Here is a 24,441-nt window from a genome sequence, read left to right as displayed (position 1 = left end):
ATGTGTGGCATTGTCGGCATCCTGGGCACCGAGCCCGTCGCCCGGAGCATCGTCGAGGCGTTGAAGCGGCTCGAATACAGAGGCTATGATTCAGCCGGGGTCGCCACGATAGAAGGAGGCCGCGTCGAGCGCGTCAGGGCGCCCGGCAAGCTGCATAATCTCGAGGACAAGCTCAAAGCCAAACCGATCGCGGGCACGACCGGCATCGGCCATACGCGCTGGGCCACGCATGGCGTGCCCAACGAGCCCAATGCGCATCCGCATATTTCGGGCGATGTCATCATCGTCCACAATGGCATCATCGAGAATTTCAGGCCGCTCAAGGAAGAACTCACCAAGGACGGCTTCGTCTTCACCTCGCAGACCGACACGGAAGTGGTGGCGCATCTGATCGCGCGTGAGCGGGCCAAGGGAGCAGCCCCCCGTGAGGCGGTGGCGCGCGTGCTCAAGCGGCTGGAAGGCGCCTTTGCGCTCGCCGTGCTGTTCTCGAGCGAACATGACCTGATGATCGGCGCCCGCATGGGGGCGCCGCTCGCGGTCGGCCATGGCGACGGGCAGATGTATCTGGGATCGGATGCGATCGCGCTCGCCCCTTTCACCAACCGGGTCACCTATCTCGAAGATGGCGACTGGGTGGTGCTAACGCGCAAATCGATGGAGATCCTCGATGCCGAAGGGCGCCAGACGGTGCGCCCGATCAATTTCACGCAAGCCTCGGCCTTCATGGCGGACAAGGGCAAGCATCGCCATTTCATGGCCAAGGAGATCGCCGAGCAGCCGGAAGTGATCGGCCATACGCTGGCCGAATATGCCGACTTCTCCGAGCGCGCAGCGCGGCTGCCCGAGGAGGTGAAGATCGATTTCGCCAATCTCGACCGCCTCACCATCACCGCCTGCGGCACTGCCTATCTCGCCGGGCTCACCGCCAAATACTGGTTCGAGCGCTATGCCAGGCTTCCGACCGAAGTCGATATCGCCTCCGAATTCCGCTATCGCGAGGCGCCGATGCCGAAAAAGGGCGCGGCCATCGTGATCTCGCAATCGGGCGAGACGGCCGACACACTGGCGGCGTTGCGCTATTGCAAGGCTGAAGGGCAGGAGACATTGGCACTCGTCAATGTGCCGGGCTCGACTATCGCGCGTGAGGCGGGCGCGGCCATCCGCACCTATGCGGGGCCTGAGATCGGCGTCGCCTCGACCAAGGCCTTCACCTGCCAGCTCACCGTGCTGGCAGCGCTCGCGGTCGCCGCCGGCAAGGCGCGCGGCGCCATCAGCCGCGAGCAGGAGCGCGAGCTCATCGGGGCGCTCGTCGAGGCGCCGCGCCACATGGCCGAGATCCTGAAAGACGAGAAGCATATCGGCGAGGTGGCGCGCGAAGTGGCGCATGCCCAGGACGTGCTCTATCTGGGGCGCGGCGTGAACTATCCGATCGCGCTCGAGGGCGCGCTCAAGCTCAAGGAGATCTCCTATATCCATGCCGAGGGCTATGCGGCGGGCGAGCTGAAGCACGGCCCGATCGCGCTCATCGACGAGAATGTCCCGGTCATCGTCATCGCGCCGCGCGACGATCTCTTCGACAAGACTGTCTCCAATATGGAGGAAGTGGCGGCGCGGGGCGGCAAGATCGTGCTCCTGACTGACGATGCGGGGCTCGAAGCCCATGGCCAGCGCACCTTCCAGCGCATCAGGGTGCCCAAGGCGCATGCCTTCATCAGCCCGCTGCTCTACGCGCTCCCCGTGCAGCTCCTCGCCTATCATGCGGCGGTGTTCATGGGCACCGACGTGGACCAGCCGCGCAACCTGGCCAAATCGGTCACGGTGGAGTGAGAGGTCTCGGAAGTTCTCCCTCCGCCGCGCAAAGCGCGGGGAGGGCGGACGCCCGCAGGGCGGACGGGTGGGGTGTCTCCGCCAGTCTGTGCTCAACGGTTGGCACGTCCGGCACGCAAAAGCTTTGCTTGTGAGATATCCCTCGCGTCGACACCCCACCCGTCGCGCGTTCCGCGCGCCACCCTCCCCGCGCTTTGCGCGGCGGAGGGAGAGTTGATGCCTTGTTTTGGCGCATCGTCTTAACGGAAAAGTCCGAAACTTTTCAGGCCGATCTTTGTTCTGTCGCATCAGCTTGCCCGAAAACCGCGAGGCACTTTTCGGGCCGATGCTTTTAGCTAAGCTTTAACCTTAATGATCCACTCTCAGGCCCCATGAGAGTCCGGTCAGTATTGCTTGCGTGTGTATGTTCCGCCCTTCTTGCTGCGCCTGCGGCGGTCGGCGGCACCATTGCCACGAACGAGAATTCCTCCGCCAGCCTGTCAGCCCAGGCGCGCACTGCCTTGCAGGCAGGCGACGTCCAGACGGCCATTGCCGGCTATTCGCAGGCCATCGAAGCGCGCGATCTCAAGCCGGAGCAGCTGGCCAATGCGCTGATCAACCGCGGCTTTGCCTATCAGCAGGCGCAGGAGCATGACCGCGCCGTCGACGATTACACCGCGGCGCTCAGGATCGATGCGATGAGCGCCAAACTGCGCGCCACGGCCCTCTATAATCGCGGCCTGTCGCAGCAGAAGCTCAAGCAGCCGGTGCTCGCCATCGAGGATTTCACCAGCGCGCTGTTCCTCGATCCGGAATTCGCCCATGCCTATTATCTGCGCGGCACCATCCTGCGCGAGAACGGGCAATATCTCTTTGCCCTCAGCGATTACGAGAAGGCCCTCCGCTTCAAGCATCCGCAGCCGCATCTGGCTTATTACGGCGAGGCGCTGGCCTATGAGCAGCTGCGTCGCCTGCCCGAGGCCAAGGATGCGCTTGCCAAAGCGGTTGCCGCCAATCCCTCCTACGAGCCGGCGAAGAGCAAGCTGGCGGCGCTCGGCACCGTGGCCGCCGTGGCGGATGGCAATGATCCGGATGCCCAGCTGATCACCGCATCGATCACCAGCCCCGAGCAGATTGTGCGCAAGGACGAGCTGCCGGAAGCGGTCAAGCCGCCGATGCAACTCGTCGGCGACCTGCCGGTGCAGATGGTGACGGCGGTGCCGGCAAGGCCGCAGAAACTCTTCGACGACCGCATCCCGCCGGAAGACGGGCAGCTCACCGCCAGCGTCGAGCCAGCCGCGAACCAGGAGTCCGCGACCGACTACACGCTCCAGGCAGATGCCATCCCGCAACCGGTTGAGGCCCAGCCCGCGGCCGCCAGGAGCAAGGCGAAGCCCGCGGCCGAGCAGATCGTCGCCGTCGAGGCATTGCCCGAGCCTGCGGCCGATACGGAATCCACGGCCGCGCAGGCCGACCAGACCGCCCAGAGCAGCGATGTCCAGCTCACCGGCTGGTCGGTCCAGCTCTCCTCCGCCAAGGACGAGAAGCTGGCCTGGGGCACCTGGGAGAAACTCAAATCCCGCCACAAGGCGCTCAATGAGATGAAGCCCGTGGTGGTGCGCGCCGATCTCGGCAAGAAGGGCGTCTATTACCGTCTCAGGCTCGGCGGCTTCGACTCGCAGGACGACGCCAAGTCCGCCTGCGGCAAGCTCAAATCGCGCGGGCTCTCCTGCTTCGTCAGCCGGATCGACTCCTGATCACGGATTTTTGAGACAATCCCCTTTCCGTCGGAGAGGGGATTTCGTCATTTGGTGGTGCTTGCCTCAGACGGCGCGGTCATGCAGATAAGGGCATGTCCTCGCCACCCCCTATGTCCGACGACGTCTCGCCGAAGCGCCCGCTGGGGACGTCAAGTTCCCTTGCCGGAAAACTCAGAACCTATTTCCTGGCCGGTATTGTCGTCACAGCGCCGATCGCCATCACATTGTGGGCGACATACTGGTTCGTGACCCTGTTCGACGCCTGGCTGCGCCCGCTGATCCCGCCCTTGCTCGATCCGAACCGCTATCTGCCATTCCAGATTCCCGGTATCGGACTCGTCTTCGCTCTCATCGGCATCACGGTGATCGGGGCATTTGCCGCTAACCTGGTCGGTAAGTCGATCCTCAATCTGTGGGACCGGCTGCTCAACCGCACGCCTGTGGTGCGCTCCGTCTACAAAGGCACGAAACAGATCTTCGAGACGCTGTTCTCGCAATCGGGCGCCAGCTTCCGCAATGTCGGGCTCATCGAATGGCCGCGCAAGGGCATCTATTCGCTGGTCTTCGTATCGCGCGAGGTGGATGGCGGACAGATCGGGCTCGAGCCCGGCCGCGCCATGTATGCGGTCTATATCTCGACGACGCCAAACCCCACTTCCGGCTATGTCTATTTCGTCGATGTCGGCGATATCCGCATCATCGACATGCCGGTCGAGGACGCGGCGAAGATGGTGATCTCGATGGGCCTCGTCTTCCCGGAAGGCAATGGCCAGGTGAACATGCTTCCCGCCGGCGGCAATATCGACCAGGAGATGGCGCGGAAGCTTCTGGAAGAGCCTCCGAGGAAAGCCGCGGCGAAGCCCGCGCGCAAGCGCCCGGCGTCGTCGCGCGCGAAGAAGCTCGATTCCTGACATCGTCCGACTACGGAGCAATCGCCAGCCAGTTCCCCGTCATCCATAGCAGGAGGCGTATCCGATGACGCTCAAATGCATAAACCCCAGCGATCTGCCGATTCCTGAAATGTACACCCAGGTCGTCATCGCGACAGGAAGCAAAATGGTGTTCGTCTCGGGCCAGCAGCCGGAAGACATACATGGCAAGCTGGTCGGCGCCGGTGATTTTGCGGCCCAGGCGAGCCTGGCGTTCGGCAATCTTGCCCGCGCGCTTGCTGCCGCCGGCGCCCGGCCGGAGGAAGTCTGCAAGATCACAATTTACATCGTCGACTACAATCGCGACGAACATGTGCCGATCATCGAAGAGGCCCAAAAGTCGCTTTTCGGCGATCACAAGCCCGCGAACGTCGTGATCGGGGTAGCGGTGATGTCGCCAGGCTACCTGATTGAAGTCGATGCGATCGCGGTCATCGACCGCAGCACAGACGGCTGAGACGGCATTCGTGTCTATCCGGCTGAGATCAACCGCACGGCGTCGTCGCGCTCGAAGAGATAGAGCAGGTGACGCAAGGCCTCGCCGCGCGGTGTGGCGAGATTGGCGTCGCGCGCCAGGATGAGGCCGGCATCGTCGCGGGCGGCGGCAAGCAGATCGGCATGGGCGACGATATCGGCCACCCGGAAGACCGGAAGACCGGCCTGGCGCGTGCCCAGCATCTCGCCCGCGCCGCGCAGGCGCAAATCCTCCTCGGCGATACGAAAACCATCCTCGGTCTCGCGCATGATGGTGAGGCGCGCCTTGGCGGTCTCGCCGAGCTTGCCCTGATAGAGCAGGAGGCAGGTCGATTTGCCGGCACCCCGGCCGACGCGGCCGCGCAACTGATGGAGCTGGGCAAGGCCGAAGCGCTCGGCATTCTCGACGATCATCACGGTCGCCTCGGGCACATCGACGCCCACCTCGACGACGGTGGTGGAGACGAGGAGGGTGATGTCGCCCGCCTTGAAGCTCGCCATGGCCGCGTCTTTCTCAGCCCCCTTCATGCGGCCATGAACCAGGCCGGTGCGGCCGGGGAATGCCGTGGCGAGCGCCCTGGCGCGATCCTCGGCGGCGGCGAGATCGACGAGCTCGCTCTCCTCGACCAGCGGGCAGATCCAATAGGCCCGGCCGCCGGCCTCGAGCAGGCGCCGCAATCCATCGATGACCTCATCCATGCGCTCGGACGGCATGACCCTGGTATCGACCGGCTGCCGGCCGGCGGGCTTCTCGGTGAGCTTGGACACGTCCATGTCGCCATAGACCGTCAAAGCCAAAGTGCGCGGGATCGGCGTCGCCGTCATGACCAGGAGATCGGCGTCCTGTGCCTTGGCCTGCAAGGCAAGCCGTTGATGCACGCCGAAACGGTGCTGCTCGTCTATGACCACGAGGCCAAGGTCATGGAAGGCGACATCGTCCTGGAAAAGAGCATGCGTGCCGATGAGAATGTCGATCTCGCCCGCGGCGAGCGCCGCCAGGAGATCGCTCCGTACACGGCCTTTCTCGCGACCGGTGAGAATAGAAAGGCGCAGGCCCGCCTTCTCGCAGAGCGGCGTCAAGGTGGCGAAATGCTGGCGCGCCAGGATCTCGGTCGGCGCCATGAAGGCGCCCTGGGCGCCGGATTCGACCGCGGCCGCGAGCGCAAGCAGCGCCACCACCGTCTTGCCGGAGCCGACATCGCCCTGAAGCAGGCGCAGCATGCGTTCGGGCGCGGCCATGTCGCGCAGGATTTCCGCGATGGCCGATGATTGTGAGGCGGTGAGGGAATAGGGCAGCGCCGTGACGAGGCGCGCCCTGATCTCACCCGTGCCGGCGAAGCTGCGGCCGGCCTTGCGCTTCATATGCTTGCGCACCAGCGACAGAGCGAGCTGGTTGGCGAGCAACTCGTCATAGGCAAGGCGCAGACGCTCGGGCGTCAGCATGTCGAGATCGCCATGGGTCTGCGGCTGATGCAATTTGCGCAAGGATGCCGCGAAATCACCCCAGCCCTTGCGCTTGATCCAGGCTTCGTCCTGCCATTCCGGCAAAGACGGGATCTTTTCGAGGGCGGCCCTGACCGCGCGGCCAAGGATTTTAGGCGAAAGCCCGGCGGTCAGCGGGTAGACCGGCTCGATCAACGGAAGCCTGGCGAATTCATCGGCCGAGACGATGTGGTCGGGATGGGCGATCTGCGGTGAGCCCTGGAACCAGTCGACAGAACCGGAAATGAAGCGCGTCTCGCCCGGCGGCAGGACGCGCTGCAGATGATCGGCAAAGGCATGAAAGAAGACGAGGGTCAGGCTGCCCGTGTCGTCGAAACATTCGACGCGATAGGGCAGGCGCTTGAGATGCGGCGGCGGTGGCTTGTGCTTGCCGACGGTCACCTCGACCGTGACGATGCCCTTCTCGGGCAGGGCATCGAGCTTCGGGCGCTCGCGCCGGTCGATGAGGCCCGATGGCAAATGGAACAGGAGATCGAGGATGCGCGCCTCGGCATTCGCCGTGGCGGCACCGGGGCGCAGCAGCCTGGCCAATACCTTGTCGAGCTTGGGCCCGATGCCCTTGAGGCCGATGGCGCTGGCGAAAAGCGGGTTGAGACGGGGTGGTCGCATCGGCCCAATTTCCTGTGTCAGCAGCCGCTTCGCAAGTGATTGCGCTTCATCTCTCCACCGGCTAAGCAGGGCGGTCCATGACCACTCCCGAACCCATCGAAACCCGCCGCAAGCGGCTCCTCTGGCGCGCCAGCCATCGTGGCCTGCGCGAGATGGACCTGTTGCTGGGCGGGTTTGCCCGCAGCCATATCGGGAGTTTCAGCGCGAACGAGCTCGATGAGCTCGAGACGATCATCGCCATACCCGATCAGGAGCTGATGGGCTGGATCCTGGGCGGCCAGCCGGTGCCGCGAGGGCAGGCGACGCCGACACTGAAGGCGCTTCTGGCCTACAGACCATGATCGACGACAATCGGCTCAAAGATCGCCTGGGCCTTTCCGGGCGCAGTATCGTGTCGGGCGTCCTGGAAGGGCTCGATGCGCTGGCGGCCGCGCAGGCGGCGCGCCTCCTCGGCGGCAAGCCGCTCATCCATGTGGCGCTCGATGACCAGCGCATGGCGAGCCTCGCCGAAGCGCTCGCCTTCTTCGCGCCCGATATCGAGGTGGTGAATTTCCCGGCCTGGGACTGCCTGCCTTACGATCGCGTATCGCCGGCAGCCAGTATCGTGGCGCGGCGCCTGGCGGCGCTCTCGGCGCTGGCCGTGCCGTCCAAGAAGCCGCGGATCGTGCTGACCAGCGTCAATGCGGTGCTGCAGCGCCTGCCCGAGGGCCGCGTCATCGCCGAGACGACCTTCACTGCTGCGCCGGGGCAATATGTCGATACCGAGAAGCTGCAGCTCTTCCTGCAGCATAATGGCTATTCGCGCACCGGCACCGTGGTCGATGCGGGCGATTTCGCGGTGCGCGGCGGCATCATCGACATCTATCCGCCGGGCGCTGAAGGGCCGGTCCGGCTCGATTTCTTCGGCGATGCGCTCGAATCGGTCAGGCGGTTCGATCCGCAGTCGCAGCGCTCGACCGCGACGCTCAAGTCGCTCGTCCTTCATCCCGCGAGCGAAGTACTGCTGACGCCGCAGACGATCGGGCGCTTCCGCACCGCTTACGCCGCAGCCTTCGGCGGCCTCGACATCAATGATCCGCTCTATGAATCGGTGACCAATGGCCGGCGCTACCAGGGCATGGAGCACTGGCTGCCGCTGTTCCATGAGAAGCTGGAGACGATCTTCGATCATGTCCGCGACGGGGCCGTGTCGCTCGATCATTCGGCCGATGAGGCGGTGGATGCGCGGCTCGAGCAGATCGTCGAATTCCATGACGCCCGCCGCGAGGCGCTGACCCAGGAGACCTTCGGCGCCGCGCCCTACAAGCCGCTCAAGCCCGATGGGCTCTATCTGAAGAAGACGGAATGGACGGAGCTCCTGGCGGACCGGCCGGTCCTCGCCTTCACGCCGTTCGAGGCGCCGGAAAGCGGCAATGTGCCGGTGCTCTCCATGGGTGGCCGGCAGGGACGCAGTTTCGCTGCCGAGCGCGCCGAAGCGAAGGCCAATGTCTATGAGGCGGTGCGGGGGCACGCCAATGCGCTGCGCTCAGCCGGCAAGAAAACCGTCATCGCGACCTGGTCGGAGGGCTCGGCCGAACGGCTGGAGACCATCCTGCGCGACCATGAGGTCTCGCCGCTCGCCCAGGCGAAAGACTGGGCCGAGGTGCAGAAGCGGCCGCAGGACATCGTCTCGATCGTGGTGCTGGGACTCGAAGCGGGATTCGAGACGAGCGATCTCGCCATCCTCTCCGAGCAGGACATATTGGGCGACCGTCTGGTCCGGCGTGGCCGCAAGGCGCGCAAGGCCGCCGACTTCATCTCCGAGCTTTCGGCGCTGGCGCCCGGCGATCTCGTCGTCCATGTCGATCATGGGCTTGGCCGCTTCGAGGGACTCAAGACCATCGAGGTGCAGGGCGCCCCGCATGACTGCCTGTTCATCATGTATGCCGGCAATGACCGGCTGTTCCTGCCCGTGGAGAATATCGAACTCCTGTCACGCTATGGCGCCGATGAGGAAGGCGCCCAGCTCGACCGGCTGGGCGGCGGCGCCTGGCAGGCGAAGAAGGCCAAGCTCAAGGAACGCATCCGCGAGATCGCCGAGAACCTGATCAAGACCGCGGCGGCGCGCGAGCTCAAGCCCGGCGAGATCATGCCGCCGCCCGACGGGCTCTATGACGAATTCTGCGCGCGCTTTCCCTATGAGGAGACGGAAGACCAACTCGGCGCCATCGAGGCGACGCTGGAGGATCTGCAGAAGGGCCGCCCCATGGACCGGCTCATCTGCGGCGATGTCGGCTTCGGCAAGACCGAGGTGGCGCTCAGAACCGCATTCGTCGCGGCGATGAATGGCAAGCAGGTGGCTGTGGTGGTGCCGACGACGCTGCTGTCGCGCCAGCACTACGCAACTTTCCTGCAGCGTTTCCAGGGCCTGCCGCTGAGGCTGGCGCAGGCCTCGCGCCTCGTCGGGCGCAAGGAGATCGAAGCGGTCAAGGACGGGCTCGCCAAGGGCGAGATCGACATCGTGGTCGGGACCCATGCGCTTCTCGCCGAGAGCGTGAAGTTCCGCGATCTGGGTCTCCTGATCATCGATGAGGAGCAGCATTTCGGCGTGAAGCACAAAGAGCGGCTCAAGGAACTGCGCGCCAATGTGCATGTGCTGACGCTGACCGCTACACCCATCCCGCGCACCTTGCAGCTGGCGCTGTCGGGCGTGCGCGAGCTGTCGCTCATCACCACGCCGCCGCTCGATCGCCTGGCGGTCCGCACCTATATCTCGCCCTTCGATCCGGTGGTCATCCGCGAGTCGCTGTTGCGCGAGCATTATCGCGGCGGACAGAGCTTCTATGTCTGCCCGCGCGTCTCCGATCTCGAGGAGCAGGCGGACTTCCTGCGCAACCATGTGCCCGAGATCAAGTTCCGCACCGCCCATGGCCGCATGGCGCCGACCGAGCTCGAAGACATTATGAGCGGCTTCTACGACCGCAAGTTCGACGTGCTGCTGTCGACGACGATCGTCGAGTCGGGCCTCGATATCCCGACCGCCAATACGCTGATCATCCACCGCTCCGACATGTTCGGCCTGGCCCAGCTCTATCAGCTGCGCGGCCGCGTCGGGCGCGCCAAGCAGCGCGCCTATGCGCTGCTGACGACACCCGCCAACCGCACGCTGACGCCGGCCGCCGAGAAGCGCCTCAAGGTGCTGCAGTCGCTCGATTCACTGGGCGCCGGCTTCACGCTGGCGAGCCATGACCTCGACATACGCGGCGCCGGCAACCTCTTGGGCGAAGAGCAGTCGGGCCATGTCAAGGAAGTGGGCTATGAGCTCTACCAGACGATGCTCGAGGAGGCGGTGGCCAAATTGCGCACCGGCGGGGAGGCCGAGGAGAGCGAAGGCACCTGGTCGCCGCAGATCAATATCGGCACCTCGGTGCTCATCCCCGAGAACTACGTGCCCGACCTGCAACTGCGCCTCGGCCTCTATCGCAGGCTGGCCGATCTCCAGGAGGAAACCGACCTCGAAGGTTTCGGTGCCGAATTGCATGACCGCTTCGGCCGCGTGCCGGAAGAGGTGAAGCATCTGCTCGACGTCGTGTCGATCAAGCTCCTGTGCCGCAAGGCCAATGTGGCGAGCGTCGATGCGGGGCCCAAGGGCGCAGTGATCGGCTTCCGCGGCGATCAGTTCGCCAATCCGAAGAAGCTGGTCGAATGGATCACCGGGCAGGGGACATTGGCCAAGCTCAGGCCCGATATGAAGCTGGTGATCATGCGCAACTGGGAAACGCCGGAAGACCGGCTTAAAGGAGCACGCCAGATCATGACCCAGCTGGTCAAGCTGGCGTCATAGGTTTTCCGCTCTCAGTCCTCGAACAGCGTCGGGTCGAGCGGGCGGGTCAGCAAGTAGCGCAGCACGAACATGTTGCCGATAACGGTTATCAGAACGGCGCCGATCAGGAAGGCGAGCGACATGGCTGGAATCTCCCATTGCCTCGACTCAGCCTGCGCCTCTATGGTTAACGGGCCGTTAAAGACTGCTGGATCGCTTTTTTGAGTGTCTCGGCGGGATGGGCGCCCGAGATCGCGAAGCGGCTTGCGAAAATGAAGGTGGGCACGCCGGAGATGCCCATCTTGGCGGCGCCGTTGATCTCGGCAATCACCGGATCGAGATCGGCCTCGGTCGCGAGGAGTTGGGCGACGAGTGCGCCGTCGAGCCCGGCTTCGGTCGCGGCCTTGAGCAGCACCTCCTTGTTGCCGATATCGCCGCCCTCGGTGAAATAGAGGGCGAAGAGGCGGCTCACCATCTCGGACTGCCGTCCGGCCTCGTGCGCCCAGCGGATGAGCCGATGCGCATCGAGTGTGTTGGGCGAACGAGTGATCTTGTCGAAGGCGAAAGGAATGCCTTCGGCCTTGCCGATCTCGATCAGGGGCGCATGCAGCTGCGCGATCTTCTCCGGCCCGCCGAATTTGCGCTCGAGATAGGTGCGGCGGGGGATGCCTTCCTTCGGGATGGTCGGGTCGAGCTGGAACGGCCGCCAGAAGATGGCGACCTTCTGCTCGGGCAACTCACGCAGCGCCGCCTCCAGGCGCTTCTTGCCGACATAGCACCAGGGGCAGACGACATCGGAGACGATGTCGATGGTGAGGGGCGCATTGGTTTCGGTGGTCATGGTCCTGCATACCATAGCGCGGCGCCATCGAACCCCGAAAGAGGCACGGCATCGGGGCGGCCGATGGTCCTCCAGCGCGCCAGCCATTGGCTGCCCGAGTTATAGAAGGGCACGAGATAGAAGCCATTGACCAGGAGCCGGTCGAGGGCGTGGACCGCGGCGACGAAATCCTCGCGTGTCCTTGCGGCAAGAAGCGCCTGGATCATGCGGTCGACTGCGGGATCGGCGATGCCCGGATAGTTGCGCGTGCCCTCGGTCTCGCGTCCGGCGCTGCCGAAATAGAAATCCTGCTCATTGCCCGGCGACAACGAATTGTACCACATCACCGGAATCATATCGAAATCATAGGTGTCGAGCATGCGCTGGAACTGGGCCGAATCGACGGTCCTGATGCTCACCTGGATGCCGATCTGGCGCAGCGCCCGCTGATAGTGAAGCGCCACCTTCTCCTGTTCCTTGGAAAGGCAGGAGAGGGTGAAGGCGAAAGGCTCTCCCGTCGCCTGATTGACCAGCGCCCCGTCGCGGATCTGCCAGCCGGCCGCATTGAGCAGCGAAACGGCCTGGCGCAACATCTTGCGGTCGCGGCCGGTGCCATCGGTCTTGGGCAATTCGTAGGTTCCGGCGAGAATGGCGGGATCGATGCGCGCCGCATCGGCGCCCAGCAAGGCAAGCTCGCGTTCATCCGCCTTGTGGCCCAGATAGGACAGCTCGGAGCCCGAATAATAGCCCTGGGTGCGGCGGTAGAGATTGAAGAACAGGTTCTCGTTCAGCCACTCGAAGTCGAAGGCCTCGACGAGTGCGCGGCGCACGCGCGGATCGGCGAACAGGTTCTTGCGCGTATTGAAGGCAAGGCCCGTGGCGGGAGCCGGGGTGCGCTGCTCCAGGCTTTCGCGGATGAGCCGTCCGTCGGTGGCCGCCGGGAAGTCATAGGCTTGCGACCAGCGGCCGGGATCGGTCTCGATCCTGATATCGGCAAGGCCCTTCTTGAAGGCTTCGAAGGCCGAGTTGTTGTCGCGGAAATAGTCGATGCGCACTTCATCGAAATTCCACAGGCCGCGATTGAGCGGCACGTTCCTGCCCCAGTAATCGGGATTCTTCCGGAAGGAAACGCGCTCGCCGGGCCTGATCTCGGCGAGGAGGTAGGGGCCTGAGCCCATGATGGGATCGAGCGTCGATTCCTCGAAATTGCGCTTCTCCCAATAATGCTTCGGCAGGATCGGCATGAGGCCCATGATCAGCGGCAGCTCACGGTCGCCTTCATCCTGCGTCATGACGATGGTGCGGGCATCCGGGGTTTCGATGCGGCTGATCTTGGAATAATAGCTCTTGAAGCGGGGCAGGCCGTGGTCGCGCAGCGTCGCCAGCGAGAAGACGACATCGGCCGAGGTGACGGGCGTGCCATCGGAGAAACGCGCCTCAGGCCTGAGCACGAAAGTCATCCGCTTGCGGTCCTCGCTCACATCGATGCTTTGCGCGAGCAGGCCGTAGACGCTGAAGGCCTCGCCGTAATTGCGGGTCATCATGCTTTCGAAGACATAGGTGTTTACGTTCGCCGCCTTCTGACCCTTCACGATGAAGGGATTGACGCTGTCGAAACTGCCGGTGATCGCCTGGCGCAGGATGCCGCCTTGCGGGGCCAAGGGATTGGCATAGGGCAAATGGTCATAGTCGGCCGGCAGGGCAGGCTCGCCCTGCATGGCGAGGCCATGGCGCGGCTCGGCCGCTGCCGGCGCGACGCCAAAGAGCAATGGGATCGCCAGCAGGAGGCCGGAAAGCCAGATCTTGGTCACTTGTCGAGGTCCAAGCGATTCGTCCCGGATTGAGCGCAGAGATTGGGGATTGTGGTGGGAAACCGCCCTAAATAATGGCCGGCAGCGATTTTAATGTCTGCGTCCGCCGCGCAGCCGGTAAAGGCTCTTCTTGCTGTCGAAGCCTTCGAAGAATTCGCGGATCTGTGGGTGGCGCACCGGCTCGCCGGTGGCGTCGTCGAGCAGATTCTGCTCGGAAACATAGGCCACATACTCGCTTTCGTCATTCTCGGCGAAGAGATGATAGAAGGGCTGGTCCTTGCGCGGCCGGATGTCTTCCGGGATGGAAAGCCACCATTCCTCGGTGTTGTTGAAGACGGGATCGACGTCGAAAATCACGCCGCGGAACGGGAACAAACGGTGCTTGACCACTTGCCCGATGCGGAACTTTGCCAGAGGAATTTCGCCCGTCATGCCATCTTGATGACAAGCCTTTGCCCGGAAGGCAAGAGGGCAGTAAGCCGCTTGTTGAAAAGGGAATTCCATCCCATAGACTGGGGCCTCAGGGGGTGCATTTGGCTGAAATTCTCGATCTTGCCTTGCCGTTCTTCGGTCTCGTGGCGCTTGGCGTCGCCGCCGCCCGCATCTGGTCGGTCAGCGACCAGGGGCTTGCCTGGCTCAACATCTTTCTCATCTGGTTCGCGCTGCCGGCCCTGATCTTCCTGGTGGTGGCGGCGGCGCCGTTCGAGAAGCTCATCGACTGGCCGTATGTTGCCGCGACGACATCGGCGACGGCGACGGCCTTCATGTTCGTCTTTCTCATTTCCTGGCGGCTCCTCGGCGTGGCGTTCAAGGTGGCGGTATTGCAGGGCACGGCCGGCAGCTATGGCAATGTCGGCTATATGGGCCTGCCCCTTGCGGTGGCCTTCTTCGGGCCGGAGGCGGCCGTCCCTGCGGCGCTCGTCTTCTGCTTCGACTGCACGCTGCAATTCACGCTGACGGCCTTCCTCGCGACGCTTGGCCATGAGCGCAACGAGGATGCCCATTGGGGCGAGATCGCGCTCAGCATCGTGAAGCAGGTGCTCGGCCATCCCTTCATTGTCGCGACCATCCTGGGCGGCATCGCGTCGGCCTTCCACTTCAAGGCGCCGGGCGCGCTCGGCGCCATCCTCACCATGCTGATGAATTCGGCGGGACCGGTGGCGCTGTTCGCGCTCGGCGTCACGGTGGGGGCCCGCCAGTTCGGCGGCATCGGGCGGGAAATGCCGCTGGTCGCCGGCATGAAGACCGTCATCCAGCCGATGCTCGCTTTTGCCGCGCTCAGCCTCTTCGTGCCCGGCCTCGATCCCTTGTGGCGCGACGTCGCGCTGATGATGGCGGCGCTCCCGACGGCATCCAACGCGTTCCTCCTGGCGAGCCAGTACAAGGCCTATATCGAAGGCTCTTCGACCGCGGTCTTGGTCACGACCATGATATCGGCGGTTACCATTCCAATCCTGATCTATGTCATCCAGGCCGGCTGGATCTAGAAAACAGCAGATCCTTCGCGATACCGTCGACGCGCGCCTCGCCGCACAGCCCCATCACGCGGTCGATCTCACGCCGGTAGATATCAAGCATATGCACAACGCCGGCTTCGCCAGCGACCGCAAGGGCCCATAGAACCGGCCTCCCGACGAGACAGGCCTTTGCGCCCAGGGCCAACGCCTTGACGACGTCGCTGCCGCGCCGGATGCCGCCGTCGATGAGAATGGGAACCCGGCCTTCGACGGCTGCAACCACCTGCGGCAGGACATCGATCGTCGCCGGCGCGCCATCGAGCTGGCGGCCGCCATGATTGGAGACGATCAGGCCATCGATGCCATGGTCCAGGGCCTGGCGCGCTTCCTCGGGATGGAGAATGCCCTTCAGGATCAGCGGTCCGGTCCAGAGCCGGCGCAACTCGTCGACATCGCGCCAGGACATTGCGGGATCGAGAAGCGAGCCCATGCGACCGGCCAGGGTGCTTATATCGGCGGTCTCGTTCGGCCTTACATAGTTGCCGAAGGTGATGTTGGGGATCTCGCGGCGCATGCGCCACAGCCACTGCGCTTTGAGCGCCATGCCGGCAATGCCTGTGGCACCGAAACGCGGCGGTATGGCGAAGCCGTTGCGGATATCGCGCTCGCGGTTGCCGAGGAGCTGGTTGTCGATCGTCAGCACCAGCGCGTCATAACCCGCCTTGGCGGCACGCTCGGCAAGCTCGCGCGTGAAGCCCCGGTCCTTGTAGATGAAGACCTGCATCCAGCGGGGCGAGGTCCCGCTGGCGGCCACTTTCTCAAGCGGCACCACCGAGCCGTGGCTCAGGCAGAAGCCGGTGCCGGCCTTGCCCGCGGCGCGCGCCAGGCAACCCTCGCCATCCGGCCAGAACAGCCCGGCAAGGCCGGTCGGGCCGAGCAGGATCGGAAGGCTCAACGGCTTGCCGAAGAGTGATACCGACAGGTCGCGGTCCGCCGGGCCGGACAAGGGGCGGGGCAGCAATTCGATGCCATCGAAGGCCGCTTCATTGCGCCGGAGCGTATATTCCTTCTCGGCACCGCCATCGGCGAAATCGAAGATCGGCTTCGGCAAAGCGGCCCGCGCCAGCGACCGCAACGCTTCGATATTGTAAGCGCGGCGTTGCCATGCCGGTTGCGGCGCCGTCATGAGATACGGTCGAGACGATAGAAGTCGGCCGCGTTGTCGCGGAAGAGCTTGCGCTTCTCTTCCCGTGTCGCGCCATCGACCACCCAGTCGACGATCTCCACCCATTGCGGATAGGTGGCGGCAAGCTCCAGCACATGCCAGTCGCCGCCATACATCACGCGGTCGAAGCCGAAGGTCTCTATCGCATGAGCGATATAGGGCTTGAGCTGCTCACGGGTCCAGTTCCGGTGATCGGCTTCGGTCGCGACGCCCGATATCTTGCAATGGACATTGGGCAGAGCGGCAAGCTCCTTCAGATGCTGGCGCCAGGGATCGACGAGGCCGGCCTTGATGCCGGGCTTTCCTATGTGATCGAGCACGAAGCGAACTTCCGGACACTGACGAACCATCTTGATCGTATTCGGCAACTGATGATGGAAGATGCAGATGTCGAAAGCGATGTCATGGGGCGCCAGCAGCTTCAGGCCGGCGATGAAATCGGGGCGGATGCAGAAATCGGGATCGCCCTGGTTCTGGATGAGGCGACGCACGGCGCGCAGCGGCTTGTGGTGGCGCAGGCGGTCGAGGTCGCCCGCGACCGCCTTGCCGCGCTCGAGCGGCAGGCAGGCGACCATGCCGGCAAGCCGTTTGTCCGCTTGCGCGAGCCCGGAGATCCAGGCGGCTTCGTCGAGATGCTGGGGAAAGTCGACATCGACCTCGACAAAGACGAAGCGGTCGATCTTCACGGGCGCCGCGGCGGCGATGAAATCGGCGGGCAGGACCTGGCGGCCAAGCGAAGGCGCGTTCTTCGTCCAGGCATAGCCGAGGCGCTTCGGATCGGTCAGGTGGACATGGCTGTCGATGATCGGAAAATCTGGCACGTGTGTCCTCCCTTGGCCTGCGTTGAGTCTTAGTGGGACGCGCAGGCGAGGACAAGATCGCGGGTTTGCTTGCGCATCGGGTTATCCGAAAACCGCTTCGCACTTTTCGGCCCGATGCTCTAGGATTGCACCGCGCGACCAAGCCCCGCCGACATCGCAAAGCGGCGCAGCGGGCCGAAAGAGGAAAGGGCCGCAAGGCCCGCCGCGCGGCCGGCTTCCAGCGGTAGGAAGCCCGACAGCAGCGAACGGTTCATCAGGTCGATCATGGTCTGGCGCGGGCGCACATCGCGCTGCCGGCGGCGATCATAATCGCCCAGCACCTTGGGCGACGCGATATCCTCGCCGGCCTCGCGCGCGGCGGAAGCCAGGGCAATCGCCTCCGCCGCATCGCGCAGCGACATGTTCAGGCCCTGGGCGCCAATGGGCGGCACGACATGGGCGGTCTCGCCGATCAGCATCACCCGGTCTCTGGCGAAGATCTCGGCGCGGGCGCCCGACATCGGGAAGGACTGGCGCGGTCCCACATCGCTGATGCGGCCAAGCTCGCCATGGCTTGATGCCTGGATTTCCGCAGCGAGGCTCGCATCATCCAGCGTCATGAGGGCCTGGGCGCGGGCAGGGGTCTCCATCCAGACCAGGGAGGAGCGTTGTCCCGGCAAGGGAACAGTGGTGAAGGGGCCGGCCGGCTTGTGATACTCGCACGAGACATCGCGATGGGGGTGCGAATGCGCGAAGCTCACCGCAATGGCGCTCTGGTCGTAAGTCCAGGAAATGGTGTTTATGCCGATGGCGCGGCGCAGAAGGGAATTGCGCCCGTCGGCGGCGAGAGCGAGCCTGGCGGAAAGCAACGCGCCATTGCCAAGAGAGAGGGTGGCCTTGTCCCCTTGCACCGCAAAGCCCGCCACGCTGTCGCGGAAAAACCGGACGCCGAGCGCTTCGGCCCGAGCTTCGAGCGCGGGCTTCAGCACAACCAGAGGGATGTTCCAGCCGAAAGCCTCCAGCCCCAGCTCGCGCGCGGCGAAAGTGAGCTCGGGTGCGGAAATCAGCGATCCCGTATCGTCGATCAGGCGCAGCTTGCGCAAAGGCGCCGTCATGTCCTTGAGCGCGCCCGGCCACAGGCCGCACTCCGCCAATACGGCGAGCGAGGGCATCATCAGGGCGACAGTGCGCGGATCGGGTCGTTCCGCTTGCGGCCCGGTGATCATGGCGGTTGTAAATCCCCTGGCCGCGGCCAGGCAAGCAGCGACCAGCCCCGCCGGACCCGCCCCCACGACCGCCACGTCAAAATCGGTATCAGACATAAGGACACAATGCGGATTGTCCTTAGGGGCTTCAAGAGCGAGCGGTGTCGCGGTAGCTTCAGGCATGGAATTGATCCTGAGGCAATCGGCGGACCGGCCACGGCTTTTCATGGCGCTGTGCCTTGGCGTGATCATCGCGGTGTCCTGCCTCTATCTCTGGATGGCGGCGGGCGCCTCGGTCGCGGGTCTCATCGCCGCGCTGTGCAGCCCGTCGCGCGGCACCGGTTTCGCAGAATTCGCCGGCATGTGGCTCGCCATGACGCTGGCGATGATGATCCCTTCAGCGCTTCCCATGATATCGACCTATCTCGACATCGCCGAGGCCGCCAAAGAAAAATCCATGGCCATCGTGTCGCCCCTGGTGCTGACGGCAGGCTATGGCGTGGTGTGGATCGCCTTCGCCATGACGGCAGCCATCGCCCAATGGAGCCTCGTCGCCTCGGGTCATTCGGGGGTTGTGGAAGGAAGGCTCGCCGGCCTCGTTCTCATCGGCGCTGGCGTCTACCAGTTCAGCGGCCTGAAACAGGCCTGTCTCAGCAAGTGCCACATGCCGATGCCCTACTTCCTGGCGCATTGGACCGATCGCATCCGCGGCATTTTCCGCATGGGCGTGGCGCAGGGCGTGAACTGCTTCGGCTGCTGCTGGGCCCTGATGATGCTGGGCTTCGTCGCGGGCCTCATGAATGTGGCCTGGATGGGCGCGGTCGGCGTGCTCATGGTGCTCGAAAAAACCCTGCCGCAGCCCAAAGCACTGTCCTACGGGCTCGGCGCCGGCCTGATCGGCGCCGGTATCTGCATGATTGTTGTCTAGGAGAAATCGATGGCGCGTGAGCCGTGGCATATCAAAGGTGAGTTGATGCTGTCGTGCAATTGCACGGTGTTCTGCCCCTGCGTCCTGTCACTCGGAAAACATCCGCCTACGGAAGGATATTGCCAGACCTGGGGCGGGGTCAGGATCGATGACGGGAAGTTCGGCGATGTCAGCCTGTCGGGGATCGCGATGGGCCTCATCATCGAGATCCCGGGCCAGATGAGCCGCGGCAACTGGAGTGCTGGGGTCTATATCGACAACAAGGCGGATATCTACCAGGTCAAGGCGCTGACCCGCATCATGACGGGCCAGGCGGGCGGCACGACGCATCTTCTCTCCATCCTGGTCGGCCGGTTCCTCGGCGTGTGGCAGGAGGATGTGCGCTATGAGGTCGAGGGCGATGTCAGGCGCTTCACCATCCCCAAGATCATCGAGGGCGAGATCGCGCCTGTCGCCGGCAAGCAGGCCGGCCAGCCGACTGTCATCGAGAACAGCCAGTACTGGATCGGGCCGCAGATCATCGTGGCGCAGGCGCTCAAGAGCCGGTTCCGCGGCCATGGCCGCAACTGGGATTTCAAAGGCCGCTCGGCCGAGATCTGCGCGCTCGATTGGAAGGGCCCCTGATCACCGGTCCTGCAGCGCGAGGCGGATGCCCAAGGCGCAATAGATGCCGCCGACCACCTTGCCTTGCCATTTGAGCACCAGCGGGTTGCGGCGCAGAAAGCTGCCGAGGCCGCCCGCGGCCAGCGCGAAGACCACGGTGCTGACCAGCCCCAGAAGCACGAAGATGAGACCGAGGATGGTCAGCTGGAGCATGACCATTCCGTTCTCGGGATGCACGAACTGGGGAAGGAAGGCCAGGAAGAAGAGCGCCGTCTTGGGGTTGAGGATCTCGGTGAGGACGGCCTGCCGGAAGGCCGTGCCCGCGCTGATGGGCAAGGTGCGGATGACGATGTCCGCGGGCGCTCGTTCAAGGATCGCACGGATGCCGAGATAGACGAGATAGGCGGCGCCCACATATTTGATGATGCTGAACATGAGGGCCGAGGCGGCGATGATGGCCGAGATGCCGACAATCGCCATGAAGGTGTGGATGACATCGCCCGCCGCGATCCCCGCACCCGTGGCAATGCCCACCCTGGTGCCCGAGCTCGTCGCGCGGGCGATGGTGAGGAGGGTGGCAGGGCCCGGAATGAACACGAAGCCGAGCACGATCGCGACATAGGTCACCAATGTTGCGGGATCGATCATTGCCGTTCCTTTCGATTCGCTCAGGCCGCCTTCAGCGCTGTCGCCTGCATGGAGGGACGGTCTGAGAAAGCGTCATGGAAGGCCTGAAGCTTCGGCCGGTCGGTGCGCCATTGCCAGTCGGGGATGCGGAAATCGATATAGGACAGGGCAACCGCGACCGCGATCGTGCCGGCCGTCACCTCGGCCAGGTCCTTTATCCAGTTCTTCTCGATGTCGTCGAATTCGGCGGCGACCCTCAGTCTCTGGCGGTCCATCCATTCGCGCCATTGCAGGCCCTGCGGTCGAACCGCCGTCTCATAGCGCCAGGCGACGCCGGCTTCGGCAATGGCCTGACCCAGCGCCGCCAGGGTCAAGACGCGAAAGCGCTTTACCCCGTCATCGGGAATGAGCGTCTTGTTGCCGGAGACGTGACAGAGATATTCGATGATGACGCGCGAATCATAGAGCGGGTGGTTATGGTCGGTGACCAGCACCGGCACCTTGCCGACCGGCGACACAGCCGCGAGGCCGGCATTGACCGTGGTGGGATCCACCCTTGATATATCACGCTGGATTTTCGTCCCCAGCCCCACTTCGTGGGCGGTGACCAGGCACATGCGGACAAATGGGGAAAGAGTATCGCCATGAAGTTTCATGGCCGTCATCTTACCGTGGCTCCGGCGCTTATGTTAAGAGGGCACCTCGACCCAAGCTGAGAGTTTCTGTGACATGGCGACATCGCCGATCTTCAAGGCCCCGGATCCGACCATTGCGAAGCTGAAGGAAGTCCTGGCGCTGGTCGGCCGTCGCGATTTCGGGGCGGCGGAAGCGCTGGCGCGCAAGCTCCAGCAAAGCCAGCCCGATCACGCCGATGCCAATAATGTCCTGGGCATCGTGCTGCTCAGCCGAAAGAATGCCGGGGCCGCCGTCAAATTTCTCGAGCACGCCGTTCGCAAGCAGCCGGACAATGCCGTCTATCTCAACAATCTCGGCTGCGCCTATCTCGATCTCGGCGTGATCGAGCTGGCCCAGGCGCCGCTCAGCAAGGCGCTCAAGATCAATCCCGGGCTTACGAAGACCTTATGGCTCCTGGGGGAGTTCTACCGCCAGGGCGGCAAGCCGGAGATGGCCTTGCCCTATCATGAAAAGGCATGCCGCAACGAACCGCAAAATTCCGACTACAAATGGGCGCTGGGTAAGACCTTCGAGATGCTCGGGCGTTCGCAAGAGGCGAGCGCTATCTTCCTGGCGCTGCGCGAGCATCCCCAGATCGGCGACCAGGCGCTCTACCGGCTGGCCGTCAATGACAAGCACGATCTCGCCTCACCCTTGCTGGCCGAGATCGAGACGAAGCTCTCCTCCGGGCCGCGGCCGCCGCGGGCATTGAGCGCCCTGCACAACGGCGCCGGCAAGATCCGCGAGCAGAATGGCGATTTCAGCGGGGCATTCGAGCATTTCATCAAGGCCAATGAGGCGGACCCGGTGCCCTTCGACATCGCCCGCTACCGGGCGTGGGTTGACGGCGTGATCGCGACCTTCACGCCGGAACTCCTTGCCGCGCAGCAAGTCGGCAGCAGCAGCGACATTCCCGTCTTTGTCGTGGGCATGCCGAGGTCCGGAACGACGCTTGTCGAGCAGATCATCGCCCGCCATCCGCAAGCGGCGGGAGCAGGGGAGCTGGACCGCATCTGGAAGTTCGGACGCTGGCTTGGCTATCATGACGATGCGGGGAAGTTCATTCGCCAGTTCGATGCCAAGCCGGCGGCAGAGAAAGCGGCGCTCGCCGAGCAATATATTCGCCTGCTCAGATTCTTCGCGCCGGATGCCCGCCGCGTCGTCGACAAGCTGCCGCATAATTTCGAGCTGCTGGGGTTGATCGCGCTGCTGTTTCCCAAGTCGCGCATCGTCCATATGCGGCGCAATGCCGTCGATACCTGCCTGTCCTGCTTCCAGAACACGCTCAACGCCCAGCATGGCTATAGCCGCAATCTCACGACGCTCGGGCTCTATTACCGCGAATATGCGCGGCTGATGGAGCATTGGCGGCGCGTTCTGCCGGTCAAGTTCATCGATGTCGACTATGAGAGCCTGACGCGGGATTTCGAGGCCGAGGCGCGGCGCCTTATCGATTTCCTCGGGCTGGACTGGGATCCCGCCTGTCTCAGCTTCCATGAAGGGACCTCAGGCGTGCGGACCTTCAGCCGCAACCAGGTGCGCAACCCGATCTATCAGAGTTCGGTCGGCCGCTGGCGGCGCTATGAGGCGCAGCTTGGTCCTCTGGTCGCCGCGCTCGGCGACCTCGCTCAATAGATCCTGGCTGGCCGGGTCAAGGGCCTAGGGCGTGATGGCTTCACGTCGAGTCGCCATCACGTGTTCACCGGTGAAAAAACGACCGGTTTATTGACAAGCATAGGGAGTGTTTCCTCGGCCTCGGCGGCCTTGTCAGAGGGCCGGATACAGGGATTTGCAGGGAATTACAGGGAAAAAAGAAAAATCAGATTCGCCTCGAGCAAGTTCAATGAGTTAGCGTCCGTTTCGCTGCCGGAGCAGGGAATTTACGACCTCGGATCAGCGCGTGGCCGACAAGGTCTATAATCCTGTAGGAACGAGTGACAAAGCTTCCAGCCTGATATTTCCCAATTTCACGAGACTGGCCCATGATTGCAAGGGGCTGTCCGGCGGCCCTCACGCCTTGCGAAACACTTCGGTCAGCGGCAGCACGCATCAGTCCACCGTGGAATTTTCCAAATCGCACGGTTCAGTCCGCAACCGCAAGGCTCTAGTCTAGCCATGAAAAAAGCCCGGCGCGTGCGCCGGGCTTGGAAGGTGGCCGTCCAGGGAGATCTATTTCGCACCTGGCTGCGGGACGAGCCTCAGATAGGGCTTGAGGGTTTTCCAGCCGCCGGGGAATTTCTCCTTGGCGGCCTCATCGGAAACCGAGGCGAGGATGATGACGTCTTCGCCTTGCTTCCAGTTGGCAGGGGTCGCGACGGATTTGGTCGCGGTGAGCTGGAGCGAGTCGATGACGCGCAGCACCTCATCGAAATTGCGCCCCGTCGACATCGGATAGGTGATGATGAGCTTGATCTTCTTGTCGGGACCGATGACGAAGACATTGCGTACCGTCGCATTGTCGGCGGCGGTGCGGCCCTTGGCGTTACCGGTCGCATTGGGATGGATCATGCCATAGAGCTTGGCCACGGTGAGATCGGGATCGCCGATCATCGGATAGCTTACCGCAGCACCGGTCACGTCCTTGATGTCGTTCTTCCAGCGCTGATGGTCCTCGACGGAATCGACCGAGATGCCGATGAGCTTGGTGTTGCGCTTGTCGAATTCATGCTTCATGCGCGCCATGGCGCCGAGCTCGGTGGTGCAGACGGGGGTGAAATCCTTCGGATGCGAGAAGAAGACCACCCAGCCATTGCCGATATAATCGTGGAATTTGACGCGGCCTTCCGTAGTGTCCGCTTCGAAATCCGGCGCGACATCGCCAAGTTGAAGTGCCATGCTAACCTCCGTTTGCGCTCTTTTCGTCTTTATAGCCGAACGTTTGTTCGTAATAAAGAACAATGTGAGGACCCCTCATCGGTAAAATAAGATGGGTTTCTTCCATGTGCAAATCAGTTCAGTTTGAGAAGAAGAAGAGGAATTCTCATGCGCTTCATCCTGGCTGTTCCGCTCATCGCCGTCGTTATGGTCGTCTATGCGGCTTTCATTTACACGGCGCTGGCTGTGAATCCCAACCTTTCATCGGGTTCTCTCTTTTATGATACGACGCTGCCCTCCGAAGCCGAATTTTTCCTGACTTTCGGCGATGTTCTGGTGCTTCTGGGGCTGGTTGCATTTTTCTTCGAAGTCATCAAAGCAGCAAGGCTGGGGCCAGGCACGGTCGTCGACCATATGCTTTCGACTGTCACCTTCGTCATCGCCCTGGTTGTCTTTCTTCTTGTTCCGCTTTTCGGCACGGCATCTTTCCTGATTCTTACCGTAATGGCTTTCATCGATGTGGTCGCGGGTTTTACGATCTCGATCTTCTCGGCGCGGCGCGATTACTCGGTAAACCGCGACGGATTTTAGGA

21 protein-coding genes are annotated in these 24,441 nt (G+C 63.5%); 11 read left to right on the top strand and 10 right to left on the bottom strand.

The window, feature by feature from the left end; genetic code table 11:
* From glmS to DT068_RS23755, 4 genes are all read left to right on the top strand, one after another.
* A complete protein-coding gene (gene glmS, locus DT068_RS23770; RefSeq protein ID WP_119392385.1) occupies positions 1-1,827 on the top strand; it encodes a glutamine--fructose-6-phosphate transaminase (isomerizing) in 1,827 nt (608 codons plus the stop codon).
* 371 nt (positions 1,828-2,198) lie between these two features.
* A complete protein-coding gene (locus tag DT068_RS23765; protein WP_119392384.1) occupies positions 2,199-3,563 on the top strand; it encodes an SPOR domain-containing protein in 1,365 nt (454 codons plus the stop codon).
* A 95-nt stretch (positions 3,564-3,658) separates the two neighbouring features.
* Complete coding sequence (locus DT068_RS23760) at positions 3,659-4,477, top strand: DUF502 domain-containing protein (RefSeq protein ID WP_119392383.1); 819 nt, start codon at positions 3,659-3,661, stop codon at positions 4,475-4,477.
* Between the two features lie 64 nt (positions 4,478-4,541).
* The gene (locus DT068_RS23755; RefSeq protein ID WP_119392382.1) at positions 4,542-4,952 is read left to right on the top strand and encodes a RidA family protein; all 411 of its coding nucleotides are present in this window, start codon (positions 4,542-4,544) and stop codon (positions 4,950-4,952) included.
* A 14-nt stretch (positions 4,953-4,966) separates the two neighbouring features.
* On the opposite strand, the gene recG is transcribed toward DT068_RS23755, so the two are convergent.
* Complete coding sequence (recG, locus tag DT068_RS23750; protein WP_119392381.1) at positions 4,967-7,081, bottom strand: ATP-dependent DNA helicase RecG; 2,115 nt, start codon at positions 7,079-7,081, stop codon at positions 4,967-4,969.
* A gap of 77 nt (positions 7,082-7,158) precedes the next feature.
* On the opposite strand from recG, the gene DT068_RS23745 reads away from it, so the two are divergent.
* Both DT068_RS23745 and mfd read left to right on the top strand, forming a co-directional pair.
* The gene (locus DT068_RS23745) at positions 7,159-7,422 is read left to right on the top strand and encodes an FAD assembly factor SdhE (protein ID WP_119392380.1); all 264 of its coding nucleotides are present in this window, start codon (positions 7,159-7,161) and stop codon (positions 7,420-7,422) included.
* Entirely contained in the window at positions 7,419-10,904 is a 3,486-nt protein-coding gene (gene mfd, locus DT068_RS23740; RefSeq protein ID WP_119392379.1) for a transcription-repair coupling factor, read from the top strand. Before DT068_RS23745 ends, mfd begins: the two co-directional genes overlap by 4 nt.
* Positions 10,905-11,070: 166 nt before the next feature.
* Here mfd and DT068_RS23735 read toward each other — a convergent pair whose 3' ends face one another.
* The 3 genes from DT068_RS23735 to hspQ form a co-directional block, all read right to left on the bottom strand.
* A complete protein-coding gene (locus DT068_RS23735) occupies positions 11,071-11,724 on the bottom strand; it encodes a DsbA family oxidoreductase (RefSeq protein WP_119392378.1) in 654 nt (217 codons plus the stop codon).
* On the bottom strand, positions 11,721-13,514 hold the full coding sequence (locus DT068_RS23730; protein ID WP_368905097.1) for an extracellular solute-binding protein: 1,794 nt from the start codon (positions 13,512-13,514) through the stop codon (positions 11,721-11,723). The genes DT068_RS23735 and DT068_RS23730 overlap by 4 nt, the downstream gene beginning before the upstream one ends.
* A gap of 90 nt (positions 13,515-13,604) precedes the next feature.
* Positions 13,605-13,946, bottom strand: coding sequence for a heat shock protein HspQ (gene hspQ / locus DT068_RS23725; RefSeq protein ID WP_119392377.1), 342 nt, complete (start codon positions 13,944-13,946; stop codon positions 13,605-13,607).
* Between the two features lie 101 nt (positions 13,947-14,047).
* On the opposite strand from hspQ, the gene DT068_RS23720 reads away from it, so the two are divergent.
* Positions 14,048-15,001 (top strand): AEC family transporter, encoded by a 954-nt coding sequence (locus tag DT068_RS23720; protein WP_162914412.1) that lies wholly within the window; start codon positions 14,048-14,050, stop codon positions 14,999-15,001.
* Here the strand turns inward: DT068_RS23720 and DT068_RS23715 are convergent.
* The 3 genes from DT068_RS23715 to DT068_RS23705 form a co-directional block, all read right to left on the bottom strand.
* A complete protein-coding gene (locus tag DT068_RS23715; protein ID WP_162914411.1) occupies positions 14,979-16,157 on the bottom strand; it encodes an alpha-hydroxy acid oxidase in 1,179 nt (392 codons plus the stop codon). The two genes, DT068_RS23720 and DT068_RS23715, sit on opposite strands and share 23 nt — an antisense overlap.
* On the bottom strand, positions 16,154-17,017 hold the full coding sequence (locus DT068_RS23710) for an amidohydrolase family protein (protein ID WP_119392374.1): 864 nt from the start codon (positions 17,015-17,017) through the stop codon (positions 16,154-16,156). Before DT068_RS23710 ends, DT068_RS23715 begins: the two co-directional genes overlap by 4 nt.
* Before the next feature lie 119 nt (positions 17,018-17,136).
* Positions 17,137-18,384 carry an FAD-dependent monooxygenase gene (locus DT068_RS23705; protein WP_162914410.1) on the bottom strand — a complete coding sequence of 416 codons (1,248 nt, stop codon included), beginning with the start codon at positions 18,382-18,384 and terminating at the stop codon, positions 17,137-17,139.
* Between DT068_RS23705 and DT068_RS23700 the strand changes: the two genes are divergently transcribed.
* A complete protein-coding gene (locus tag DT068_RS23700) occupies positions 18,383-19,129 on the top strand; it encodes a DUF2182 domain-containing protein (protein ID WP_162914409.1) in 747 nt (248 codons plus the stop codon). The genes DT068_RS23705 and DT068_RS23700 overlap by 2 nt on opposite strands.
* Before the next feature lie 9 nt (positions 19,130-19,138).
* Positions 19,139-19,753, top strand: a complete 615-nt coding sequence (locus DT068_RS23695) for a DUF1326 domain-containing protein (protein WP_119392372.1) — start codon at positions 19,139-19,141, stop codon at positions 19,751-19,753.
* Here DT068_RS23695 and DT068_RS23690 read toward each other — a convergent pair whose 3' ends face one another.
* Together DT068_RS23690 and DT068_RS23685 are read right to left on the bottom strand one after the other, a co-directional pair.
* Entirely contained in the window at positions 19,754-20,380 is a 627-nt protein-coding gene (locus DT068_RS23690; protein ID WP_119392371.1) for a LysE family translocator, read from the bottom strand. It lies immediately after the preceding gene.
* A 20-nt stretch (positions 20,381-20,400) separates the two neighbouring features.
* Complete coding sequence (locus DT068_RS23685) at positions 20,401-21,015, bottom strand: glutathione S-transferase family protein (protein ID WP_368905115.1); 615 nt, start codon at positions 21,013-21,015, stop codon at positions 20,401-20,403.
* A gap of 73 nt (positions 21,016-21,088) precedes the next feature.
* On the opposite strand from DT068_RS23685, the gene DT068_RS23680 reads away from it, so the two are divergent.
* A complete protein-coding gene (locus tag DT068_RS23680; RefSeq protein WP_119392369.1) occupies positions 21,089-22,669 on the top strand; it encodes a tetratricopeptide repeat-containing sulfotransferase family protein in 1,581 nt (526 codons plus the stop codon).
* Between the two features lie 534 nt (positions 22,670-23,203).
* Here DT068_RS23680 and DT068_RS23675 read toward each other — a convergent pair.
* Entirely contained in the window at positions 23,204-23,869 is a 666-nt protein-coding gene (locus tag DT068_RS23675) for a peroxiredoxin (protein ID WP_119392368.1), read from the bottom strand.
* Positions 23,870-24,016: 147 nt separating this feature from the next.
* Here DT068_RS23675 and DT068_RS23670 point away from each other — a divergent pair, with 147 nt between their 5' ends.
* Complete coding sequence (locus DT068_RS23670) at positions 24,017-24,439, top strand: hypothetical protein (RefSeq protein ID WP_119392367.1); 423 nt, start codon at positions 24,017-24,019, stop codon at positions 24,437-24,439.
* The last annotated feature ends 2 nt before the right edge of the window (positions 24,440-24,441 follow it).

Source organism: Taklimakanibacter lacteus (assembly GCA_003576695.1).
Lineage (GTDB): Bacteria > Pseudomonadota > Alphaproteobacteria > Rhizobiales > Aestuariivirgaceae > Taklimakanibacter > Taklimakanibacter lacteus.
The sequence above is the reverse complement of the archived record's forward strand: the minus strand, read 5'-3'. Positions and strand labels throughout refer to the sequence as shown.

What these genes read in the sequence shown, in the direction of transcription:
- DT068_RS23705 (WP_162914410.1), bottom strand. Translation starts at nt 18,384, where the DNA reads ATGCCTGAAGCTACCGCGACACCGCTCGCTCTTGAAGCCCCTAAGGAC.
- DT068_RS23755 (WP_119392382.1), top strand. Translation starts at nt 4,542, where the DNA reads ATGACGCTCAAATGCATAAACCCCAGCGATCTGCCGATTCCTGAAATG.
- DT068_RS23690 (WP_119392371.1), bottom strand. Translation starts at nt 20,380, where the DNA reads ATGATCGATCCCGCAACATTGGTGACCTATGTCGCGATCGTGCTCGGC.
- hspQ (WP_119392377.1), bottom strand. Translation starts at nt 13,946, where the DNA reads ATGACGGGCGAAATTCCTCTGGCAAAGTTCCGCATCGGGCAAGTGGTC.
- DT068_RS23715 (WP_162914411.1), bottom strand. Translation starts at nt 16,157, where the DNA reads ATGACGGCGCCGCAACCGGCATGGCAACGCCGCGCTTACAATATCGAA.
- glmS (WP_119392385.1), top strand. Translation starts at nt 1, where the DNA reads ATGTGTGGCATTGTCGGCATCCTGGGCACCGAGCCCGTCGCCCGGAGC.
- recG (WP_119392381.1), bottom strand. Translation starts at nt 7,081, where the DNA reads ATGCGACCACCCCGTCTCAACCCGCTTTTCGCCAGCGCCATCGGCCTC.
- DT068_RS23765 (WP_119392384.1), top strand. Translation starts at nt 2,199, where the DNA reads ATGAGAGTCCGGTCAGTATTGCTTGCGTGTGTATGTTCCGCCCTTCTT.
- DT068_RS23760 (WP_119392383.1), top strand. Translation starts at nt 3,659, where the DNA reads ATGTCCTCGCCACCCCCTATGTCCGACGACGTCTCGCCGAAGCGCCCG.
- DT068_RS23735 (WP_119392378.1), bottom strand. Translation starts at nt 11,724, where the DNA reads ATGACCACCGAAACCAATGCGCCCCTCACCATCGACATCGTCTCCGAT.
- mfd (WP_119392379.1), top strand. Translation starts at nt 7,419, where the DNA reads ATGATCGACGACAATCGGCTCAAAGATCGCCTGGGCCTTTCCGGGCGC.
- DT068_RS23745 (WP_119392380.1), top strand. Translation starts at nt 7,159, where the DNA reads ATGACCACTCCCGAACCCATCGAAACCCGCCGCAAGCGGCTCCTCTGG.
- DT068_RS23680 (WP_119392369.1), top strand. Translation starts at nt 21,089, where the DNA reads ATGGCGACATCGCCGATCTTCAAGGCCCCGGATCCGACCATTGCGAAG.
- DT068_RS23675 (WP_119392368.1), bottom strand. Translation starts at nt 23,869, where the DNA reads ATGGCACTTCAACTTGGCGATGTCGCGCCGGATTTCGAAGCGGACACT.
- DT068_RS23695 (WP_119392372.1), top strand. Translation starts at nt 19,139, where the DNA reads ATGGCGCGTGAGCCGTGGCATATCAAAGGTGAGTTGATGCTGTCGTGC.
- DT068_RS23685 (WP_368905115.1), bottom strand. Translation starts at nt 21,015, where the DNA reads ATGAAACTTCATGGCGATACTCTTTCCCCATTTGTCCGCATGTGCCTG.
- DT068_RS23670 (WP_119392367.1), top strand. Translation starts at nt 24,017, where the DNA reads ATGCGCTTCATCCTGGCTGTTCCGCTCATCGCCGTCGTTATGGTCGTC.
- DT068_RS23700 (WP_162914409.1), top strand. Translation starts at nt 18,383, where the DNA reads ATGGAATTGATCCTGAGGCAATCGGCGGACCGGCCACGGCTTTTCATG.